Annotated in this window: 19 protein-coding genes; 10 read left to right on the plus strand and 9 right to left on the minus strand. The window is 70.2% G+C overall.

What is annotated here, in order from left to right; genetic code table 11:
* Positions 1-3: 3 nt before the first annotated feature.
* Together ACYVKA_RS00960 and ACYVKA_RS00965 are read right to left on the minus strand one after the other, a co-directional pair.
* Positions 4-957 carry an ASCH domain-containing protein gene (locus ACYVKA_RS00960; RefSeq protein WP_460702228.1) on the minus strand — a complete coding sequence of 318 codons (954 nt, stop codon included), beginning with the start codon at positions 955-957 and terminating at the stop codon, positions 4-6.
* 70 nt (positions 958-1,027) lie between these two features.
* The gene (locus ACYVKA_RS00965; protein ID WP_460702230.1) at positions 1,028-1,378 is read right to left on the minus strand and encodes a DUF3054 domain-containing protein; all 351 of its coding nucleotides are present in this window, start codon (positions 1,376-1,378) and stop codon (positions 1,028-1,030) included.
* 121 nt (positions 1,379-1,499) lie between these two features.
* On the opposite strand from ACYVKA_RS00965, the gene ACYVKA_RS00970 reads away from it, so the two are divergent.
* From ACYVKA_RS00970 to ACYVKA_RS00980, 3 genes are read left to right on the plus strand one after another with little or no spacing between them, the layout of a single operon-like run.
* Entirely contained in the window at positions 1,500-2,966 is a 1,467-nt protein-coding gene (locus ACYVKA_RS00970; protein WP_460702232.1) for a proteasome accessory factor PafA2 family protein, read from the plus strand.
* Complete coding sequence (locus ACYVKA_RS00975) at positions 2,963-3,154, plus strand: ubiquitin-like protein Pup (protein WP_460702234.1); 192 nt, start codon at positions 2,963-2,965, stop codon at positions 3,152-3,154. Before ACYVKA_RS00970 ends, ACYVKA_RS00975 begins: the two co-directional genes overlap by 4 nt.
* A 35-nt stretch (positions 3,155-3,189) precedes the next feature.
* Complete coding sequence (locus tag ACYVKA_RS00980; protein WP_460702326.1) at positions 3,190-4,263, plus strand: prephenate dehydrogenase; 1,074 nt, start codon at positions 3,190-3,192, stop codon at positions 4,261-4,263.
* An 18-nt stretch (positions 4,264-4,281) separates the two neighbouring features.
* Here the strand turns inward: ACYVKA_RS00980 and ACYVKA_RS00985 are convergent, their stop codons facing one another.
* Both ACYVKA_RS00985 and ACYVKA_RS00990 read right to left on the minus strand, forming a co-directional pair.
* Positions 4,282-4,755 (minus strand): DUF892 family protein, encoded by a 474-nt coding sequence (locus ACYVKA_RS00985; RefSeq protein WP_460702236.1) that lies wholly within the window; start codon positions 4,753-4,755, stop codon positions 4,282-4,284.
* Positions 4,756-4,923: 168 nt separating this feature from the next.
* Positions 4,924-5,778, minus strand: a complete 855-nt coding sequence (locus tag ACYVKA_RS00990) for a glycosyltransferase family 2 protein (protein ID WP_460702238.1) — start codon at positions 5,776-5,778, stop codon at positions 4,924-4,926.
* Positions 5,779-5,838: 60 nt separating this feature from the next.
* Here ACYVKA_RS00990 and ACYVKA_RS00995 point away from each other — a divergent pair, with 60 nt between their 5' ends.
* On the plus strand, positions 5,839-6,894 hold the full coding sequence (locus tag ACYVKA_RS00995; RefSeq protein WP_460702240.1) for a glycosyltransferase: 1,056 nt from the start codon (positions 5,839-5,841) through the stop codon (positions 6,892-6,894).
* Positions 6,895-7,115: 221 nt separating this feature from the next.
* On the plus strand, positions 7,116-7,637 hold the full coding sequence (locus tag ACYVKA_RS01000) for a GNAT family N-acetyltransferase (RefSeq protein WP_460702242.1): 522 nt from the start codon (positions 7,116-7,118) through the stop codon (positions 7,635-7,637).
* A gap of 69 nt (positions 7,638-7,706) precedes the next feature.
* On the opposite strand, the gene ACYVKA_RS01005 is transcribed toward ACYVKA_RS01000, so the two are convergent.
* From ACYVKA_RS01005 to ACYVKA_RS01015, 3 genes are all read right to left on the minus strand, one after another.
* Positions 7,707-7,949, minus strand: a complete 243-nt coding sequence (locus ACYVKA_RS01005; protein WP_460702244.1) for a hypothetical protein — start codon at positions 7,947-7,949, stop codon at positions 7,707-7,709.
* Positions 7,946-8,191 carry a ribbon-helix-helix protein, CopG family gene (locus ACYVKA_RS01010; RefSeq protein ID WP_460702246.1) on the minus strand — a complete coding sequence of 82 codons (246 nt, stop codon included), beginning with the start codon at positions 8,189-8,191 and terminating at the stop codon, positions 7,946-7,948. The genes ACYVKA_RS01005 and ACYVKA_RS01010 overlap by 4 nt, the downstream gene beginning before the upstream one ends.
* Before the next feature lie 133 nt (positions 8,192-8,324).
* Positions 8,325-9,419 (minus strand): glycosyltransferase, encoded by a 1,095-nt coding sequence (locus tag ACYVKA_RS01015; RefSeq protein WP_460702247.1) that lies wholly within the window; start codon positions 9,417-9,419, stop codon positions 8,325-8,327.
* A gap of 100 nt (positions 9,420-9,519) precedes the next feature.
* Between ACYVKA_RS01015 and ACYVKA_RS01020 the strand changes: the two genes are divergently transcribed.
* A complete protein-coding gene (locus ACYVKA_RS01020; RefSeq protein ID WP_460702249.1) occupies positions 9,520-10,542 on the plus strand; it encodes a glycosyltransferase in 1,023 nt (340 codons plus the stop codon).
* Between the two features lie 21 nt (positions 10,543-10,563).
* On the opposite strand, the gene ACYVKA_RS01025 is transcribed toward ACYVKA_RS01020, so the two are convergent.
* Entirely contained in the window at positions 10,564-11,292 is a 729-nt protein-coding gene (locus ACYVKA_RS01025; RefSeq protein ID WP_460702251.1) for a lysostaphin resistance A-like protein, read from the minus strand.
* Between the two features lie 155 nt (positions 11,293-11,447).
* On the opposite strand from ACYVKA_RS01025, the gene ACYVKA_RS01030 reads away from it, so the two are divergent.
* The 4 genes from ACYVKA_RS01030 to ACYVKA_RS01045 all read left to right on the plus strand — a co-directional run bounded on the left by ACYVKA_RS01030 (position 11,448) and on the right by ACYVKA_RS01045 (position 16,531).
* Positions 11,448-12,839, plus strand: coding sequence for a tryptophan-rich sensory protein (locus tag ACYVKA_RS01030; protein ID WP_460702253.1), 1,392 nt, complete (start codon positions 11,448-11,450; stop codon positions 12,837-12,839).
* Positions 12,840-12,908: 69 nt separating this feature from the next.
* Positions 12,909-13,565 carry a (d)CMP kinase gene (cmk, locus tag ACYVKA_RS01035; protein WP_460702255.1) on the plus strand — a complete coding sequence of 219 codons (657 nt, stop codon included), beginning with the start codon at positions 12,909-12,911 and terminating at the stop codon, positions 13,563-13,565.
* Between the two features lie 132 nt (positions 13,566-13,697).
* Positions 13,698-15,059 (plus strand): ribosome biogenesis GTPase Der, encoded by a 1,362-nt coding sequence (gene der / locus ACYVKA_RS01040; protein WP_460702257.1) that lies wholly within the window; start codon positions 13,698-13,700, stop codon positions 15,057-15,059.
* A gap of 23 nt (positions 15,060-15,082) precedes the next feature.
* Complete coding sequence (locus ACYVKA_RS01045; protein WP_460702259.1) at positions 15,083-16,531, plus strand: FGGY family carbohydrate kinase; 1,449 nt, start codon at positions 15,083-15,085, stop codon at positions 16,529-16,531.
* A gap of 2 nt (positions 16,532-16,533) precedes the next feature.
* Here ACYVKA_RS01045 and ACYVKA_RS01050 read toward each other — a convergent pair whose 3' ends face one another.
* Positions 16,534-17,793 carry a serine hydrolase domain-containing protein gene (locus ACYVKA_RS01050; RefSeq protein ID WP_460702261.1) on the minus strand — a complete coding sequence of 420 codons (1,260 nt, stop codon included), beginning with the start codon at positions 17,791-17,793 and terminating at the stop codon, positions 16,534-16,536.
* Positions 17,794-17,878: the final 85 nt, after the last annotated feature.

Raw genomic sequence — 17,878 nt, forward strand, 5'->3', positions numbered from 1 at the left:
CCGCTAGCTGGCGCCCACCCGACGGACCACCTCGAACCTGGTGCACACCACCGGGGTGTCGTCGTTCAAGACGAGGGGTGGGTCGCCAAGGTCCGCGACGAATTCCGGCGAGATCCAGAACTCTTCGTGGGCACGCCGCCAGGCGGCCGCGTCGGCGTGGCCCTCGCCCTCGGCCTGGGCATGGTCGTCGGTGACCTCGCCCAGGGCCACCACCTCGACCGTCGTGGTCCGGGTGACGCAGACCACCTTGCCGTCCGAGTCGAGCACCGCCTCTTCGTCTCCCACGCGGGGCAGCTCCTCGCCGGTGCGACGGTATTCCTCCAGCAGCCCGGTGGTGGCGACCTTGGTGCCGTCGAAGATGGCTCCGACGAGCCGCTCACGGAGCTCACCGGGAAAGGCGTAGAGCCCCACCAATGGGCCGTCCACCAGCCGAAGCGTCTGGTCTAGTGCCTCGTCCGGGTCTGATGCATCGATGCGGGCGCGGGGCCCGTCAGGCTCGACGTCCCATGGCGTCCAGTCCGAGGCCGTCACCTCAGCCCAGGTGGGCGGCCGGTGACCGTCGAGATCGGCCGTGCGCTGCTCGACGCGGCGGCGATGCTCGGCCTCGTCATCCAGGTGGAGTTCGACGACGTGCAGGTCTGCCCCAGCGTCGGCCGCGGTCTGGGCCCAGGAGGCGCGCGCCTCGGGTACGGGGTTGACGGCATCGACCACGACGTCATTGCCCAGCAGGAGGTTGGAGCGCGCCAGCCCGTGGCAGACGGCATAGCCGGCGGCACCTACCTCGCCCTGGTCGTGCGCCAGGAGGGACTCGACGACGTCCACCCGCAGGTAGCCGGCGCCGGTGGCGCGCACGACGTTGGCGGCCAGCGTCGTCTTGCCCGTGCCGGGGCGGCCGGCGAGGACCAGCAGCCACGGACGGCGATGTTCTTGGCGCTCACACGAAAGGTTGGACGGCATGCGTCGATCCAAGCACTCGCTGAGCTCCCCACCGAGCGCCAGACCTCGCTGTGCGTCGCTGGGGTCTGGCTCAGAGCCCGGCGAGCTTCTTGCGGAAGATGAGCCGCCAGCCCACCAGGAAGAGGCCGGTGACCACGGTGGTCACGACCATGAAGGCGAAGGCCGTCCCGCCACCGACGGCAGCTCGCAGGGCCAGCCCACCCCAGGCGGTCACCAGCCAGACGAAGACGCCGGCCATCACGGTCCCGACCGGACGGCGGCGCAGGAGCAGGATCGCCCAGGCCACGGCGCAGGCCAGCAGGAAGGGCCAGGCCACCGGGACAAGGCGGTTCGCCAGGTCCCCGTCGTGGCTGAGGACCCCGATGATCGAGAAGACCACCACGAGCACCATGTCGATCGCCAGCGCAACTTGCTTCGTCATGGGCCCACCCTATCGAGCACCCATCCACAAACCACCGTGAGAAGTGCCGATGGTGCAGCATCTGCACCATCGCCCGCCCACAGTGAGGTTTGTGGACGAGGGGCCGGATACTGTCGCAGGCATGAGCATCATGGGCCTCGAGACCGAGTACGGCGTCCTCGTCACGGGCCTCGCACCCGGCGAGGCGCAGCCCGACCCGATCAGCCTGTCCGAGGCGGTGATCGCGGCGGTGGATGCGGCCGGCACGAGCTTCACCCTGGCCGACGAGCAGCCCCTGGTCGACGCTCGTGGCACGGTCCTGCCGCGCCACATCGCCCACCCCGACCTGCTCACCGACCAGGTGACGGTCGCCAATCGCCTGCTGGCCAATGGTGGCCGCAGCTATGTGGACCACGCCCACCCCGAATGGTCCGGGCCCGAGGTCACCACCGCCACGGAGGCGCTGGTCTGGGACCGTGCCGGCGACCAGCTGCACACCGCCGCCGCCCGGGCCGCGAGCCAGCGCACCGGTCTAACGATCCACCTGGTGAAGAACACCACCGACAACAAGGGCCGCAGCTATGGCCGCCACGAGAACCACCTGCTGCCCCGGAGCCTTCCCTTCGAGACCATCGTGGAGCAGTTCCCCGGTTTCCTGGCCAGCCGCGTCGTGGTCAACGGGGCCGGGCGGGTCGGGATCGGGGAGACGGGGGAGCGGCCCGGCTTCCAGACCAGCCAGCGCGCCGACTTCTTCGAACGGCTCGTCGGGCTGGAGACGACCCTGCGTCGCCCGATCATCAACACCCGCGACGAACCCCACGCCGACCGCGCCACCCACCGCCGCCTGCACGTCATCACCGGCGACGCCAACCTCTGCCACGTGGCGACCCTGGTCACGATCGGCTCGGCCTCCCTGGCGCTGCGCGCGATCACGGCCGGAGCCCGCCTGCCCCAGCCCGTCGATTCTGTGGCGGCGATGAGGGCGTGGAGCCACGACCCCAGCTGCACCGTGCGCCAGCCCTGCACCGACGGCACGGCCCGCACCGCCGTCGAGCTGCAGCAGCTGTGGGCCCACGCCACCGAGGAGCACCTCTCCAGCGAGGACGACGCCCTCGTGCAGCGCCACTGGCGGGGCATCCTCGACGACCTGGCCGTCGATCCGATGCGCTGTGCAGACCGGCTCGACTGGGTGGTGAAACTGCGCCTGCTGCAGGGCCTGTGCCAGCGCCACGGATTCGGCTGGGACGATCCGCGGCTGCAGGCCCTCGACCTGCGCTACGCCGACCTGACCGACGGACTGTTCGCCCGGCTGGAGTCCAGCGGTGCGGTCCAGACGATCGTCGACGACGGCGACGTCACCGCTGCGACCACCCGGCCGCCGGTCACCACACGCGCCTGGCTGCGCGGCACCCTGCTGGAACGATTCGGCACCCACGTCGTCGCCGCCAGCTGGGACCGGATCGTCCTGGCCACCCCGCAAGGAGAACGGAGCCTGCAGCTGGTGCAACCCTTCGACGGCACCGCGGCCCAGTGGCACGACCGGATCGCGTCCACCACCACCATCGACGAGCTGACCAGCCTGTTCGACTCGTTAGGCTGGCGGGCATGAGCGAGCAGCAGCGCATCCAGCGCCCCGGAAGCAGCGACGGCACCGATCCCGAGGCCGGGCAGGTGCAGCAGCAGGGCGAACAGCGCACCGACGACGGTTTCGAGGCGCTGCTCGACGAGATCGACGGCGTGCTGGAGACCAATGCCGCCGAGTACGTGCGCGGCTTCATTCAGAAGGGTGGCCAGTGAGCCCGGCCGCCGGTGGGCTCGACGGCGGCGCAGACCTGGTTCCGGTGGAGGGGAGCCTCGGCCCGGTCGTGGTGATCGGGGCCGGACTGATCGGCGCCTCCATCGGCATGGCGCTGACCGCAGCCGGCGAGCAGGTACACCTGGTGGATGCCAGCAATGTGCACGCCGTCGTGGCCGCCGGCCTGGGCGCTGGTCTGGTGGACTACCCACAGACCGAGACGATCCGGCTGGTGGTCGTCGCCACCCCGCCCAGTGCCGTGGTGCAGGAGGTGCTGGAGGCTCTGGAGCTCTCCCCTCGGGCCGTGGTGACCGACGTCGCCAGCGTGAAGGGGGCCGTGCTGGACAAGCTGCGCGCTTCCGGCGCCGACCTGTCGCGCTATGTCGGCTCGCATCCGATGGCGGGCTCGCAGCACGCCGGGCCGCTGACGGCCAGCGGTGAGCTGTTCGTCGACCGCACCTGGGTGGTCTGCCCGCGGGACGAGAACGACCCGGAGCATGTCGAGGTGGTGCGGCAACTGGCCGGCACCTGCGGCGCCCGCATCGTCGAGATGGCGGCTGACGACCATGACGAGGCCGTGGCCCAGGTGAGCCACGTGCCGCAGCTGATGAGCACGCTGACCGCCGGCAACCTGCGCGAGGTGCCCGAACCACATCTGCAGCTGGCGGGCCAGGGAATCCGGGACGTGACGAGGATCGCGGGCAGTGATCCGGTGTTGTGGCGCCAGATCATCAGCGCCAATGCCGAGGCGGTGCGGGCCGAGCTGGACGGGATCCGTCGAGACCTGGACGAGCTGTTGAGTATCCTGGACGACCCGCCCCGGCTCGAGGAGTTCATGGCCCGCGGCCGGCAGGGCGCCAGGACCCTGCCGGGCAAGCACGGCGCCCTGCCCGTCGACTGGGAGCAGGTGGTCATCGAGATCCCCGACGCCCCCGGCGCCCTGGCGCGGCTCTTCGCCGACATTGGCGGCGAGGGCATCAACGTCGAGGACCTGGCAATCGAGCACGACAGCGAGCGCCAGGTTGGTTTCCTGGCGGTCGACGTCGCCCCCCGCGGGGCCGCCAGCCTGCGCGAGGCGATGGTCTCGCGCGGCTGGAGCCTGCGGCCCTGAACCCTCAGGCCCTCGGGATCACTCCTGCAGCAGCTTGGGCAGCTGGCGCTTGCGCAGCTCACCCAGCTCAGCCTCCTGGGAGGCGGCGCGCTCGATCAGTTCGTCGAGCTGGGACTGGTCCAGGCGGGGGTCGTGCAGGTCGCGGAGGGCTTCGAAGCCGACGAGCTTGCCGTGGACGGCGAGCATCAGCGCCTCCAGCTCCACGACGTCTGACAGCGGAGAGCGGGCGATGGCGCGCTCATTGGGCTTGAGGCGCGCCGCCTTCTCTCCCAGTCGGGAGCCGGCATCCTTCAGCGTGGAGACGGTGGAGCCGACGCGCTCCATGATCTGTTCGAGGCTCTTCTGGTCCTCGCGGACCTGCTCGGCGATGCGTGCCACGGCGGCGCGCACCTCCGGGTCACCGTGGCCCTCGGCGACGCGGTCGAAGGCATCGACGCCGGCGGCGGACCCGGCGTGGTGGTCCTGCAGGTAGGTGGCGATCAGTTCGCTCATGGGTGGCTCCTCTCATGGGGCCCCGCTGGGCTGACTGCCCGGTTGGGCTGCCCGGCGAGGCCTGTGTGGATGTTGCCGTCGCGACATGGGGTCGCACCTCCACGCTAACCAGACGGGCCGGGAATCTTTTCCACCACAGGGGGTGGGCTGGCTACGCGCTCAGCGCACTCAGAACCGTGCCGTGGGCTGGTGGGTGGCGGCGACCTCGTCGGCGGTGGGCTCACGCAGCACGACGAGCTCGTCGCCGTCGATGCGCAACAGCCCCCGGGCGGCGAAGGCATCCAGCCAGCCCACCATCGGCCAGCGTCCCCAGCGCTGGTGGAAGCGTCGGGCATTGGTGACGATGCTGGCGAAGTGGTGCAGCGGCGGGCGGTGCACCGCATGGGCCTGGTGCAGCACGCGGGCCGGGCTCAGGAAGAAGTTCATCCCGGCATCGCGGCACCGGAAGGCGAAGTCGGTGTCCTCGCCGCCGTAGCCGCGGTAGTCCTCGTCGAAGCCACCCACGCACCAGAAGTCCCCGGCGGTGATCGCGAAGCCGAGCGACCAGAACATGTGCCAGTCCGTGCTGGCCCCGGTGCCCAGTCCCTCGCGGGACGGGTGGGGGATCGCCACCAATGACGGGTCACTTGGCGGCGCCCAGCCCGGTGGCAGGTAGCAGGGGGAGGCCATCACCAGGCGTCCCGGGCGGCAGTCGGCTGCCAGCGTGGCCACCGTCGTCGGCTCGGCCAGGCAGTCGACGTCGAGGAAGACCAGCACGTCCTCGTCCTGGGCGCGGGCCGCACGGGCGCTGGCATTGCGGCCAGCAGCCAGCGCCAGCCCCTCGGCCTCCAGATGTTGCGTCCGAACACCATCCGGGGGGAACTCCCAGGGCTCGGTGTCCTGGTTCACGAAAGTCACCACGACCTCGTCCCAGCCACGTCCGGCAGCCCCATCACACCCCTGGGTGTGTTGCAGTGAATCCGCTTGTCGCAGCAGGTGTTCGTCTCGATCGTGGGTGAGCACCAGCACGGATGTCGTCGGCATGATTCGAGAGTACATTCACCCTGTGACCCACATTCCCACCAGCGTGCCGAGGCCTCGACGATGAGGATCGGAGTCCTGGCCCACCTGCACCACCCGATTGGCCAGCCCTACCTTGGCGGGCTCGAGGCCCACACGGCCCAGACCTGCGAGGCGCTGGCGCGACGTGGCCACCAGGTGAGCCTCTACGCCAAGCAGGGCAGCCGGTTGGCCGAGCCGTCGGTGCGGGTCGTCGTCATGCTGGAGGAAGGCTTCACCTGGCGCCCCGGCAACCAGGACGACGAGATCATCGTCGACGAGGCCACCCGGCGGGCCTGTGCCGCCGCATCGGCACAGAACGACGTGGTGCTGAACAACTGCCTCAACCCCGTGCCCTATGTCGAGATGGCCGAGACTGCCATGCTCACCGTGCTGCACACCCCGGCGACGCTGGAGCGCGTCAATGCGCTTGTCGAGCGTCCTGGCTGGGCGCCCGGTCCGCGGCATGCCTGGGTGAGCGTCTCGCAATCCAATGCGGTCGGCTGGCGCGAGGTGCTGCCCGAGGTCACGGTCGGGGTGGTGCCCAACGGGATCGACCTGGACCAGTGGCCCTCGGTGCTCGATGTCGATGCCGACGCGCCGCTGGCATGGTCGGCCAGGATCACTCCCGAGAAGGGTCTGCACGTCGCCATCGACGCTGCGATGGCCGCAGGCATGCGGTTGGAGGTAGCCGGCCCGATCAGCAACCAGGGTTACTTCGAGGAGCAGATCCAGCCCCGGATCAGCGTCTCGGAAGGTCGCGTCCGCCATCTCGGCCACTTGCCGCACGACCAGCTGGCCGCCCTGCTGGGACGCAGCTCCGCCTTCTGCTGCACGCCGCTGTGGGAGGAGCCCTTCGGCCTGGCACCGCTGGAGGCGATGGCCTGCGGCACGCCCGTCGCAGCGCTGGCCCGTGGCGCCGTCCCCGAGCTGGTCGGGCCGGACGGGGGAGCGATGGCCGACGGCGCCGAAGGCCTGCCCGAGGCGATCCGGCGCGCCGTCGGCATGGACCGCGCTGCCGTGCGTCGCCGCGCCGAGCACTTCTCCCAGACGGCCATGGTCGACGACTACCTACGCATCCTGGACGGCCTGCGCGCCTGAGCTCCCGTAGATGCTCGCTTCGCCGAGGCGTGACGAACGGGCATGACGGCACCCATCGACCTGCACCGGGACTCGGAACTCATCAGTTCAATTCCTGCTGAGCAGTTCTCGGCCAGCGAGGTTGACGGCGCATCGGAGAACCAGGAACAGACCCCAAGGACTCGCGGCAGGTGATTGCGGTGTCGGATGGCCGGGATTGCTGCGCAGGGTAACTTCTGGGCATGACGACCAGCCTGGCGAGAATGGACCCGACCGGTGCTGATCGGGACGCCCTGATCGAGTTCCTCACGAGCAATGACTGTCCGTTCCGCGTGCGCTCGTGCGTCGACCGGGAACAGGCGACACGAGCCATTGATGCCGGACGCTATCGAGACAAGGACAACGACACTTGGTGGATCGAGGAGGACGACGGCCGTCGCATTGGCTTCGTCCGCTTCGAGGACCTGACCAGTTCTCCCATGCTGGACCTTCGCGTGCAGGCTTCGGCACGCGGCCACGGACATGGCCTCACGGCCTTGTCACTGGCGACCGAGCACGTGTTCACGACGATGCCCCTCGTCACGCGTTCTGAAGGGACCACCCGGCAGGACAACGTGGCGATGCGCACGACGTTCGAACGCGCTGGCTGGGTCAAGGAGTGCCACTACCGGCAGTCCTGGCCCACCGCCGACGGGCAGCTGCTCGAGGCGTCGGTTACGCCATCCTGCGCTGTGACTGGGAGTCCGGCACCACCACGCCCGTGACGTGGGACGACCTTCCGACCAGGTGACTGCCGGTCGAAGGAACGCTTTCAGCGCAGCGGAAGCGGTCGTTCAGGGGAGCAGGTCCCAGAACTGCTTGCGCGCTGGCATCGCGTGGATGACCAGCTCGTTGCCGCTCTCGAAGACCAGGACGATGGTCTCCAGCAGCCGGCCGTGGGTATCGAATCCCAGCCGTAATTCCCGATGGGGCCAGTCGTCGTCCTCCAGGGGCTCGATCCATTGCGCCCAGTGGGCTGCCTGGATTGAGTCCTCGTCGTCGACACCATGCTTGCGGGCGCTCGGATGGATCTTCACGCGGCGAACTGGGCGAGTGCTCGACGGATCGCCTCGGAGCGGCTGACCTGGTCGCGGGCGGCGACGGCATCGAGTGCCTCGACCTCCTCCGCACTCAAGCGCACCGCGACCACCTGCATCGGCTCGGCGCCCCGCCCCGGACGACCGCGCCCGCGCCGCTTCAGTGCCTCCACGTCATAGCCCGCCTCGGCCTCGTCGGCCCAGGCCTGGATCTGCTCGTCGGTGATCTCGTCCTCACGCATGACAAAATCGTAAACGAAAATTGCGACCACGGGAATGGACGACCGGTCCTTGGCAAAGTGGTACCGCCAAGCACGTCGGCGAGGATCTGGCCACCATGGTGAGAACCTGCGGCAGCGACCAGGCCCAAGTCGGTCAGCCCAGCAGCCCCCGGTACAACTCCTCGTGGGCCCTGACGACGCGGCGTCGCTCCTCGGTGCGCTCTGCCACCGACAGGCACGGACCGACCGGCTCCTGGGCCAGCCGTTCGACAGCCCGGGTGAGCGAGTCGCAGTCCAGCCCGTCACGGTCCTGGTGGTAGCAGAGCACCCGACGCTGGTCGGCGTAGTAGCCGCAGTTGGGGGCGATCACCCAGGTGCCCAGGTCGACGCAGGCCTCCAGCCATCCCGAATGGGTGCCCCAGCGGTAGGGCAGCACGGAGGCATCCAGCGACTGCAGGTAGTCGAACAGCTCGTCCTCATCGAAGTAGGGCCGCACCTCCAGTGAGATCGAGCCGTCCTCGGCCAGCGAGCGCAAGTGCTCGGGCAGACCTTCGGGCCGCTGGTGGGCGGTGCCGTCCATCACCTCGGGATGGGCATTGACCTGGATCGACACCTGCCGGCCACCGTGCCCATTGACGAGGCGCGCCGACTCCACCAGTGCGTCCACCAGCTCGGTGGAGGCCATGTTCGGCCGTAGGCTCTTGAGGTGCACCCCGACCCGCAGCGGCTCGTTCGGCACCCGCGGCTCACGCTGGCGCACCTCCAGCTTGTCCAGGTCGACGACGTGGGGGTGCGGCAGCACCAGAGCCTCACGACCCCACAGCTCGCGCACCTCCTGCGCTGCACCCTCGGTGAGGGTCACCAGCGCGTCGGCGCTGGGCACCAGCACGTCAAGAGCTGCGCGGTGGAGCGCCGGGTCTGTGTGGTGCGGGTTGCCCAGATCATGCACGGTGTAGACCAAGGGCTTGCGCTCCCGGCGCAGGTCGGCCACCACCCGCTCCAGGTCCTCGGGGGCCAAGGCGTCGAAGCCGAAGTGCACATGCATGATGTCGAACTCGTCGCGGTGCTCGGTGATCCAGCCCCGCTCCAGCATCGCGGGCGGCCACCAGCCGGACTGCTCGGTGCCGTCGCCGCGAGATGGACGCGGATCGGGCAGCCGTTCGAAGGTGACCGGATCGCCCGGCACCGGGCCGCAGTGGCGAATGTAGACCTGGTCATGGGGGACGCTGGCAATACGAATGACAGGCATCCAGCCAGCATTGCCGCTCATGCCGGTCGACCAGCACCCCCACAGGGATGCAGCTGCAGGGGTGTGGCCACCGACGCAGCTCGGCTGGTCTGCTGGCTTGATGCGGATCGTGTACTACGCCCACCACCACGGCAGTGGGCACCTGCAGCACGCCCGCAGGTTCCAGGAGTCCGGCGTGGCCGAGGTGGTCACCGTGGGTGCTCCCGGGACCGATCGTCCGCTGCCGCCGGACGTCGACGCCGACCAGCCGCACCAGCAGGACCCCCGCAATCCCTTCCACTGGACGCCCACCAACAGGGCTGTCCAACGGCGCTTCGCCGAACTGCACCGGGTGCTGCTCGACGTCGAGCCCGACCTCGTGATGGTCGACGTTTCCGTCGAGGCCGCCGTCTTCTGCCACCTGGCCGGATTCCCGGTGGCGCACCGACTGATGCCCGGCGACAGGACCGACGCCGCCCACCAGCTGGCCTATGCCAGCGCGGCGGGCCTGTTCGCCTACTACCCGCACGCCCTGCAGTCGCCGGGATTCGAGTGGGAGAACAAGACTGCCTGGATCGGCATGCTCGACGAGAGCCCAACCGGGCAAGCATCGCTGGTGGAGCCGAGGACGGTGGCGGTGCTCAGCGGCGCCGGTGGCGACGGCGTCCCCGTCGACGAACTGGTGCGGGCCGCGCGCACCAGGCCCCACGAGCAGTGGCACGTCCTGGGCCCGACCCTCGGCAGCGCCGACCACACCAGCCTGCCCGCCAACCTGCACCTGCACGGCTGGGTCGACGATCCCAGGGATCTGCTTTCCCGCGCCGAGTTGGTGGTCTGCGGGGCGGGGCACAACACCATCGCCACCGTGGCTGGCCTGCGACGACCGGCCCTGGTGATCCCCGAGCAGCGACCCCACCGCGAACAGGAGGCCTTCGCAGAGCGACTGTCGGAGGCGCTGGGGCAGCCAACCGCCCCGTCCTGGCACACGGTGGACTGGACCTCTGCGGTGACCAGGCCCGGCGACCCGGACCTCCTGGCGCGCGGTCTGCTGGTCGGGGCGAACGAATACCGCGAGCGCCTGCGGCACTTCCTCCAGGACTGCCTGCCGACCCCGCCACCGCCCGGCGTCACGATCGCCGCCTGAACGGCGCCGGCCCAGGTCCCGTCAGCCCAGGAGGCGGCCTGCCAGGTCAAGAGTGGGCGGCAGCAGGAAGAGCATGCCCAGGGACCACGTGAGGTGGGTGACCACCGGGGCCACCAGTCCGCCCGTGGCCCGTCGCTGCAGCGCCACGACGGCCCCGAGCATGAGGGCCGCGAGCACCAGCAACGGAACTCCCGACATGGCGGTCACCGCCCCGTAGAGCACTGTGGTTCCCGCGATCCTCCACCGCGCCGGCAGCGCCTGGAAGAGGGCGCCCCGGAAGAAGTACTCCTCGGTGAGCCCGTTCACGGCAGTCACCACCGCCACGACGGCCAGAGATCCCTTGCGGGCATGGTCGAGCAGCCCCTGCACGGGGGCCTCCAGCACGGGGACCTGTGAGACGCCGACGGCGCCGACGAGGAAGAGCAGCAGCAGCGAGAGGCCGATGACGAAGGCCTCTCCCAGACGGTGCGTTCCTGTCTCAACGCGGCGCGCTCCCATCGTTGCCACCGGACCCGACAGTCGTCCACCCGCGACCCACACCAGCGCCAGGACGGCCGTTGCGACGTAGAACAGCCGATCGCCCGCCGGCAGGTTCAGCGACCAACCCATCACGCCGGCACCGAGCAGGAGCGTCACGGCGCAGACCACGCGGCGGCGCGTCACGGACACGGTCTCGGGTGCGTCGACGGCCGTGTCCAGCAGCGAGGACCTGACGAAGCGGTTCAGCCGGTGCGAAGCGGTGGCGGGCATGGGTCCTCCAGAGGGGGCCGTGGGACGGCGAGACAGTGCGAATCTAGCTTCCCCGACAACACATCCGGGCGCCGATCACCCAGGGCTGTCCGCTGTGGGTGAACACGCCCGCTCCCCGTGGGGCACGCCCTCATCAACCGGGCATGATTTACATCATGACGAGGACGGCAATGGTCACCGGCGCGACCGGCTACGTGGGTTCCCTTGTGGTGGAACGGCTTCTGGAGGAGGACTGGACGATTCGCGTCCTCGTGCGCGATGCCGACAAGCTGCCCGACCAGTGGGACGGGCGTATCCACGTCGTCGAGGGAGACGCGAGCTCGTCCGATGACCTCGCCGAGGCCATGCAGGGTGCCGACGTCGCCTGGTTCCTGATCCACGCGATGGGCGGCGGGGACGACTTCGCCGAGACCGAGCGGCAGATCGCCCACGCTTTCGCCGACGCCGCCCGCGACGCAGGCGTCTCCCGCATCGTCTACCTCGGCGGCCTGCACCCCGACGGCGAACTGTCGGAGCATCTGGCCAGCCGCGTGGAGGTTGGCGAGATCCTGATGGCCAGCGGCGTCCCGACCGCCGCCGTCCAGGCCGGGGTGGTGCTCGGCGACGGTTCGGCCTCCTTCCAGATGCTGCGCGACCTCACGGAACGTCTCCCCGGTGCCATCGGCCCGAAGTTCCTCGCGAACCGGATCCAGCCCATCGACCACCGCGACGTTGTCCACTACCTCGTGCGTGCCGGCGACCTCGGCCCCGAGCACAACCGCACCTTCGACGTCGGTGGCCCGGACCGACTCAGCTATGCCGAGATGATGAAGGCCTATGCGAAGGTCCAGGGGATGGGGCCGCGGCCCGTCATGATCGCGCCGCTGTGGACTCCTGGGCTGGCCTCGCACTGGATCGGACTCATCACGCGCACCCCCGCCGAGATGGCAGGACCGCTGCTCGGCTCCCTGCTCCACGAGACCGTCTGCACGGAGGACGACCTCACCGACCTCGTCGGCGCCCCGGAGGGCGGGCCCCGCTCCTTCGCGCAGTCGGTGGAGGATGCCTCGGCCGGCCGGGACCAGTGGCGGCCGGTGAAGGTGCTGGCCGCCACCTCGGCCGCGGTCCTGGCGGCTGCCACTGTGGGCGGCCTCGCAACGGCTCAGGGGACCCAGAGCCGGTGGTACCGCACCCGCCGAAAGCCGTCCTGGCAGCCGCCGGGTGCGGTCTTCGGCCCGGTCTGGACCGCGCTGTACGCCGACATCGCCGTCATCTCGGCGCTGCACCTCGCCGATCGCCTGGAGGAGGGCGACCGGGACGGGGTTGTGCGCGATGCGGCCGCGCTCGGGGTGAACCTGGTGCTCAATGCCGGGTGGTCGTGGGTCTTCTTCCGTGCCCATCGGCCCGCCCTTGCCACGGGCGTGGCCGGCGCGCTGGCGGTGAGCTCCGCCGACCTGGTGCGCCGGGTCGGGCAGCGCAGGGAGCGCGGCGTCGTGCTGGCGCCCTATGCCGCCTGGACGGGATTTGCGACGGTGCTCACCGACGCGATCCGTCGCCGCAACCGCTGAGGCGGCGGGCCCGTGCCATCGTGGCCCGATCCGAGCCTTCTGCCAGCTGGTCCCGCTAGGCTGACGGACGTGACCGACAGCCTGCTCATCGCCATCGACGGACCCAGCGGATCCGGCAAGTCCAGCACCTCTCGCGGGGTGGCCAGCAAGCTCAGCCTCGCCTACCTGGACACTGGTTCGCTCTATCGTGCGGCGGCGGTGGCCTTCCTCGAGTCGGGTCTCGACGCCAGCCAGACCGAGGAGATCGTCGCCCGGGTGACCGGCACCACGATCGTGCCGGGAACCGATCCCGAGAAGCCGTCGACCAGCATCGACGGGCGCGACGTCACCGACGCAATCCGAGACCCCGCCGTCAGCGCAAAGGTCTCCACCGTGGCCACCATCCCGGCGGTGCGCGCCTGGCTCAACGACCAGTTCCGCGCCATCATCGACGCCCACCAGCGGCGGATCGTGGTGGAGGGACGCGACATCACCACCGTCGTGGCCCCCGACGCCGACCTGCGGATCCTGCTGGTGGCAGATCCCGCGGCTCGCATCGCCCGTCGCCAGGCCGAACTGGGCGGAGCGGTGGACGTGGCCGCCGTCACCGACCAGGTGGTGCGCCGAGACCGCGACGACTCGACCGTCAGCCAGTTCGAGAAACCCGCCGAGGGCGTCGAGCTGGTGGACTCCACCTACCTGAACCTCGCCGAGGTCATCGACACCATCTGCGCCAAGGTCGGCTGACCGCAGCGCGGGGGAGTAGAATGGCTCCTTCACCCTTTGGGCCCAGGAGTGGCCCGACGACGCCGGCCCCGGCCGGCGTCTCAGCAGGGCAGCAGTCGCTGCACCTGGAACTGCACTGTGAGGAAAACCAGCATGACCGAGAACTACGACTTCGACCTCGACGACCAGGAGACCGCCCTCAAGCCGGTCCTGGCCGTGGTGGGGCGCCCCAATGTGGGCAAGTCCACCCTCGTCAACCGCATCCTGGGACGCCGCGAGGCCGTCGTCCAGGACACCCCCGGCGTGACCCGGGACCGGGTGAGCTATGACGCCAACTGGAATGGCCGCGAGTTCGTCGTGGTCGACACCGGCGGCTGGGTGAGCGACGCCAAGGGCCTGGCCCACCAGATCGCCGAACAGGCCGAGCTGGCCATCAATGCCGCCGACGCGGTGCTCTTCGTCGTCGACGCCCAGGTCGGCACCACCGACGAGGACGAGGCCGTGGTGCAGGTGCTGCGCCGCAGCAAGAAGCCCGTCGTGCTGGCCGCCAACAAGGTCGACGATCAGCGCACCGAGGCCGAGGCCGCCTCGATGTGGAACCTGGGCCTGGGCCAGCCGTGGGCCATCAGCGCCATCCACGGCCGCGGCACCGGTGACCTGCTCGACGCCATCCTCGAGGTGCTGCCCGAGGCCCCCGCCGAGAGCTTCGTCGAGGTGGGAGGCCCGCGTCGCATCGCCATCGTCGGCAAACCCAATGTGGGCAAGAGCTCGCTGCTGAACAAGCTCTCGGGCCAGCAGCGCGCCGTCGTCAGCGACATGTCCGGCACCACCGTCGACCCCGTCGACGAGCTGTGCGAGGTGGGCGGCAACCTGTACCGCCTGATCGACACCGCCGGCATCCGCAAGCGCGTCAAGGAGGCCAGCGGCCACGAGTACTACGCCAGCCTGCGCACCCAGGGCGCCATCGAGCGCGCCGAGGTGTGCGTCGTGGTGGTCGACGCCTCCGAAACCCTCACGGAGCAGGACCTGCGCATCCTGTCGATGGTGGAGGACGCCGGCAAGGCGCTGGTGATCGCCTACAACAAGTGGGACCTGACCGACGAGGAGCGCCGCCACTACCTCAACCGCGAGATCGAGCGCGACATGCACCCCTTCAGCTGGGCGCCGAGCGTCAACATTTCCGCGCTCACCGGGCGCAATGTGGACAAGCTCTCCAAGGCCGTCGAGGAGTCGCTGGCCGGCTGGGAGACCCGAATCTCCACCGGCAAGCTCAATGCCTTCCTCGGACGCGTCACCGCCGCCCACCCGCACCCGGTGCGGGGTGGCAAGCAGCCGCGAGTGCTGTTCGGCACCCAGGCGCAGAACTGCCCGCCCACCTTCGTGCTGTTCACCTCCGGCCAGCTCGACCAGGGTTATGAGCGTTTCGTCGAGCGTCGCCTGCGCGAGGACTTCGGTTTCGTCGGTTCGCCGGTGCAGGTCGAGGTGCGGGCCCGAGAAAAGCGCGGCAAGAAGTAGTTCCCGTTCCGAGGAGGATCGTGATGGGCGACCTGTTCGTCGGCATTGACCTGGGCAGCACCCGGGTGAAGGTGGTCGTGGCCACGCCGGACGGGCGGGTCGTCCAGCGCGTCCAGGATGACATCCCCACCGCCACCGGGCCGTCGGGGGAGATGGAGCAGGACCCGAGCGCCTGGTGGCAGTCGCTGCGCACCTGCCTGGCCCGGCTCGACGATCCACGCCGGGTGGTTGCCCTCGGTCTGACCGGCCAGATGCAGGACCTGGTGCCGGTGGCCGGTTCTCGCCCGGTGCGCCGCGCCCTGCTCTACAGCGACGTGCGCGCCAGCCATGAGGCTCAGCGACTGCACCAGCTGCTGCCGCACTGGGAGTCCACCACCGCCAACCAGCAGGACGCCAGCAGCGTGGCCGCCAAGATCGGTTGGCTCGCGCAGCACGAGGCGTCGAGCCTGAAGGCCTCCCGGCAGCTGCTGCTGGGCGCCCCCGGATACCTGATGATGCGCATGACGGGCCGGGCCGTGTGCGATCCGGTGACGGCATCGACCACGGGTCTGCTCGACGTGGCGGGGCGCTGCTGGTCCTTCGACGTGCTCGAGGCCTGCGGTGCGAGCCCGGAGCTGTTGCCGGAGCTGGTCGACGGCGATGCGGTGGGTGAACTCTCGGCCGCGGCCGCGCGCGACCTGGGCCTGTCGTCCGGGATCGCCGTGGTGCATGGGATGGGTGATGCCGGTGCCGCCACCGACGGGCTGGTCGGCACTACGCCCGGCAGCGCCTATGTGAACCTCGGCACCACTGGTTGGGTGGCGGGTGTGGTCGACGGTCTGCCAGGTGAGGTCACCTCCACACACCAGCTCGTCATGCCGGGCTGGTCCTCGACGCTGCGGATCGGCGCGGTGCTCTCGGCCGGCGCGACGGCGGAGTGGGCGCGCCGCCAGTTCTTCGACGGGCTCGACTTCGACGACCTGGACCGTGTGCTGGCCGAGCGCGTCCTGGAGCTGGACAACCGGCCGCTGTGCCTGCCCGGGCTCGGCGGGGAGCGCACCCCGGTGCGTGACGAGTCCCTGCGCGGCACCTTCGTCGGCATCACCCGGCGCACCGATCCCGGCGACCTCTACCTGGCGGCCCTGACCGGTGTGGCGATGGGTCTTCGCCATGCCGCCGGCGACATGGGCTGGCGCCAGGACCGGATCGCGGTGGCCGGCGGGGGAGCCGACAGTGACCTGTGGCGGCAGGTGCTGGCCGATGTCTTCGCAGCGACCGTGGTGACCGGTGAGCTGACCGAGCCGGGCGCCTGGTCGGCGCTTCGAGCCGCAGCCCGCGCCGTCGGAGCTGAGCCGCCCGCCCCGCTGGTGAAGGACCTCGCCGAGCCCCAGCTGACCCAGCCGTCGTGGATGGCGCACCGCTATGAGGATCAGATCGAGGCACACCGCGCGCTCTACGACGCGGTGGCCCCGATCTGCCGTGCCCTGGTCTGAGCTCAGGACTTCGGGGTGCAGCTGGCCTCGAGCATCGGGACGAGCACCGTGTTGAGGTCCACCCGGCCGGGCAGGGCGGTCAGGTCCCGGCCGGTGGCGGCGACGGACAGCTGTCGGCGTCCGTCGGGTGAGGTGAAGGCGACGCTGAGCGTGCCCATGGCGGCACCGTCATGCCCGTACAGGTAGGGATCGTCGGCCGAGGTGGGGCACGGGTCGGGGATGCGGTAGAGCCCCAGTCCGTAGTCGATCGCGCCCGTGGTGACCGGCGTCATCATCTGGGCGACGAGTGCCTTGTCCACCAGGCGTCCGGTGACTAGCGCGCGGGTGAGGTCGTTGAGGTCCTCGGTGGTGCCCACCACGGCTCCGGCGGCACCGAACAGGTCGGGATCGAAGTCCTCCAGCTCCAGCCAGCCGTCTGCCTCGCCCATCCAGGCATCCTCGTGCAGCGCGGCTCCCGGCAGCGACGCCTCGGTAGCGTAGCGGGTGTGGTGCAGCCCGGCGGGCTTGAAGATGCGGGTACGCAGCAGGTGCGACAGGGGTCGCTGGTTCTGCTCCTCCAGCAGCATCCCGAGTGCCACGTAGCCGGCATTGGAGTAGAGCATCGTTCCCGGTTCGGTCCAGGCGGCGGCGTTGATGGCGTCGATGTGCTGCTGGGGTGTGTAGTCGCGGCTGAGTGCCGCCTGCAGCTGCTCCAGCGAGGTGGGATCGGTGATCTGGGTGGCCAGCAGCTCCTGGGTGCCATTGGGGGCGCCGGAGGTGTGGCTGAGCAGCTGGCGGAAGGTGACATCGGGATGGTCCGGGAAGAGGTCGGGCATCACCTCGCTGACGGGCTGGTCGAGCCGCCAGACTCCCTTGTCGACCTCCTGCAGCACCAGTGTGGCGACCATCATCTTGGTGTTGCTGGCCACGCGGAAACGATCACCCGGCCGGGCCGGGGCCCTGCCCTCCTTGGCGCGAAGGCCGACCGCATCGCTCCACTGGCCACGCGGTGTCTCCAGCCGGGCGGTGACGCCGATGGCGCCGGCGGCCACCAGGTCGTCGAGAGCGCGCTCCAGCACCGGATTCGGGGTGCCGCGGTGGTGCTTGCGGTGGCCCTTGGCCGCCTCCCGGGCGGCGGAGTGCACACGGGCGGACTGGCTGTGCTCGTCGGTGATCCGGTCCGTGGCGGTGGTGGGCGTGGCGTGGGCGGTGGTCGGGCAGAGCAGGGCCAGGCCGGCGAGCGGTGCGAGCGCGGCAGCGAGGGTGGGGCGTCGGGTTCGCATGGGGTGCCTTTCGTGCGTGGGGGTTGACGCTCGGGAGGCTATCGACGCGCGGGGTCAAGGTGAGGGGTGCCCGCGCGTCCATCGG

It is taken from the genome of Luteococcus sediminum, from assembly GCF_054783495.1.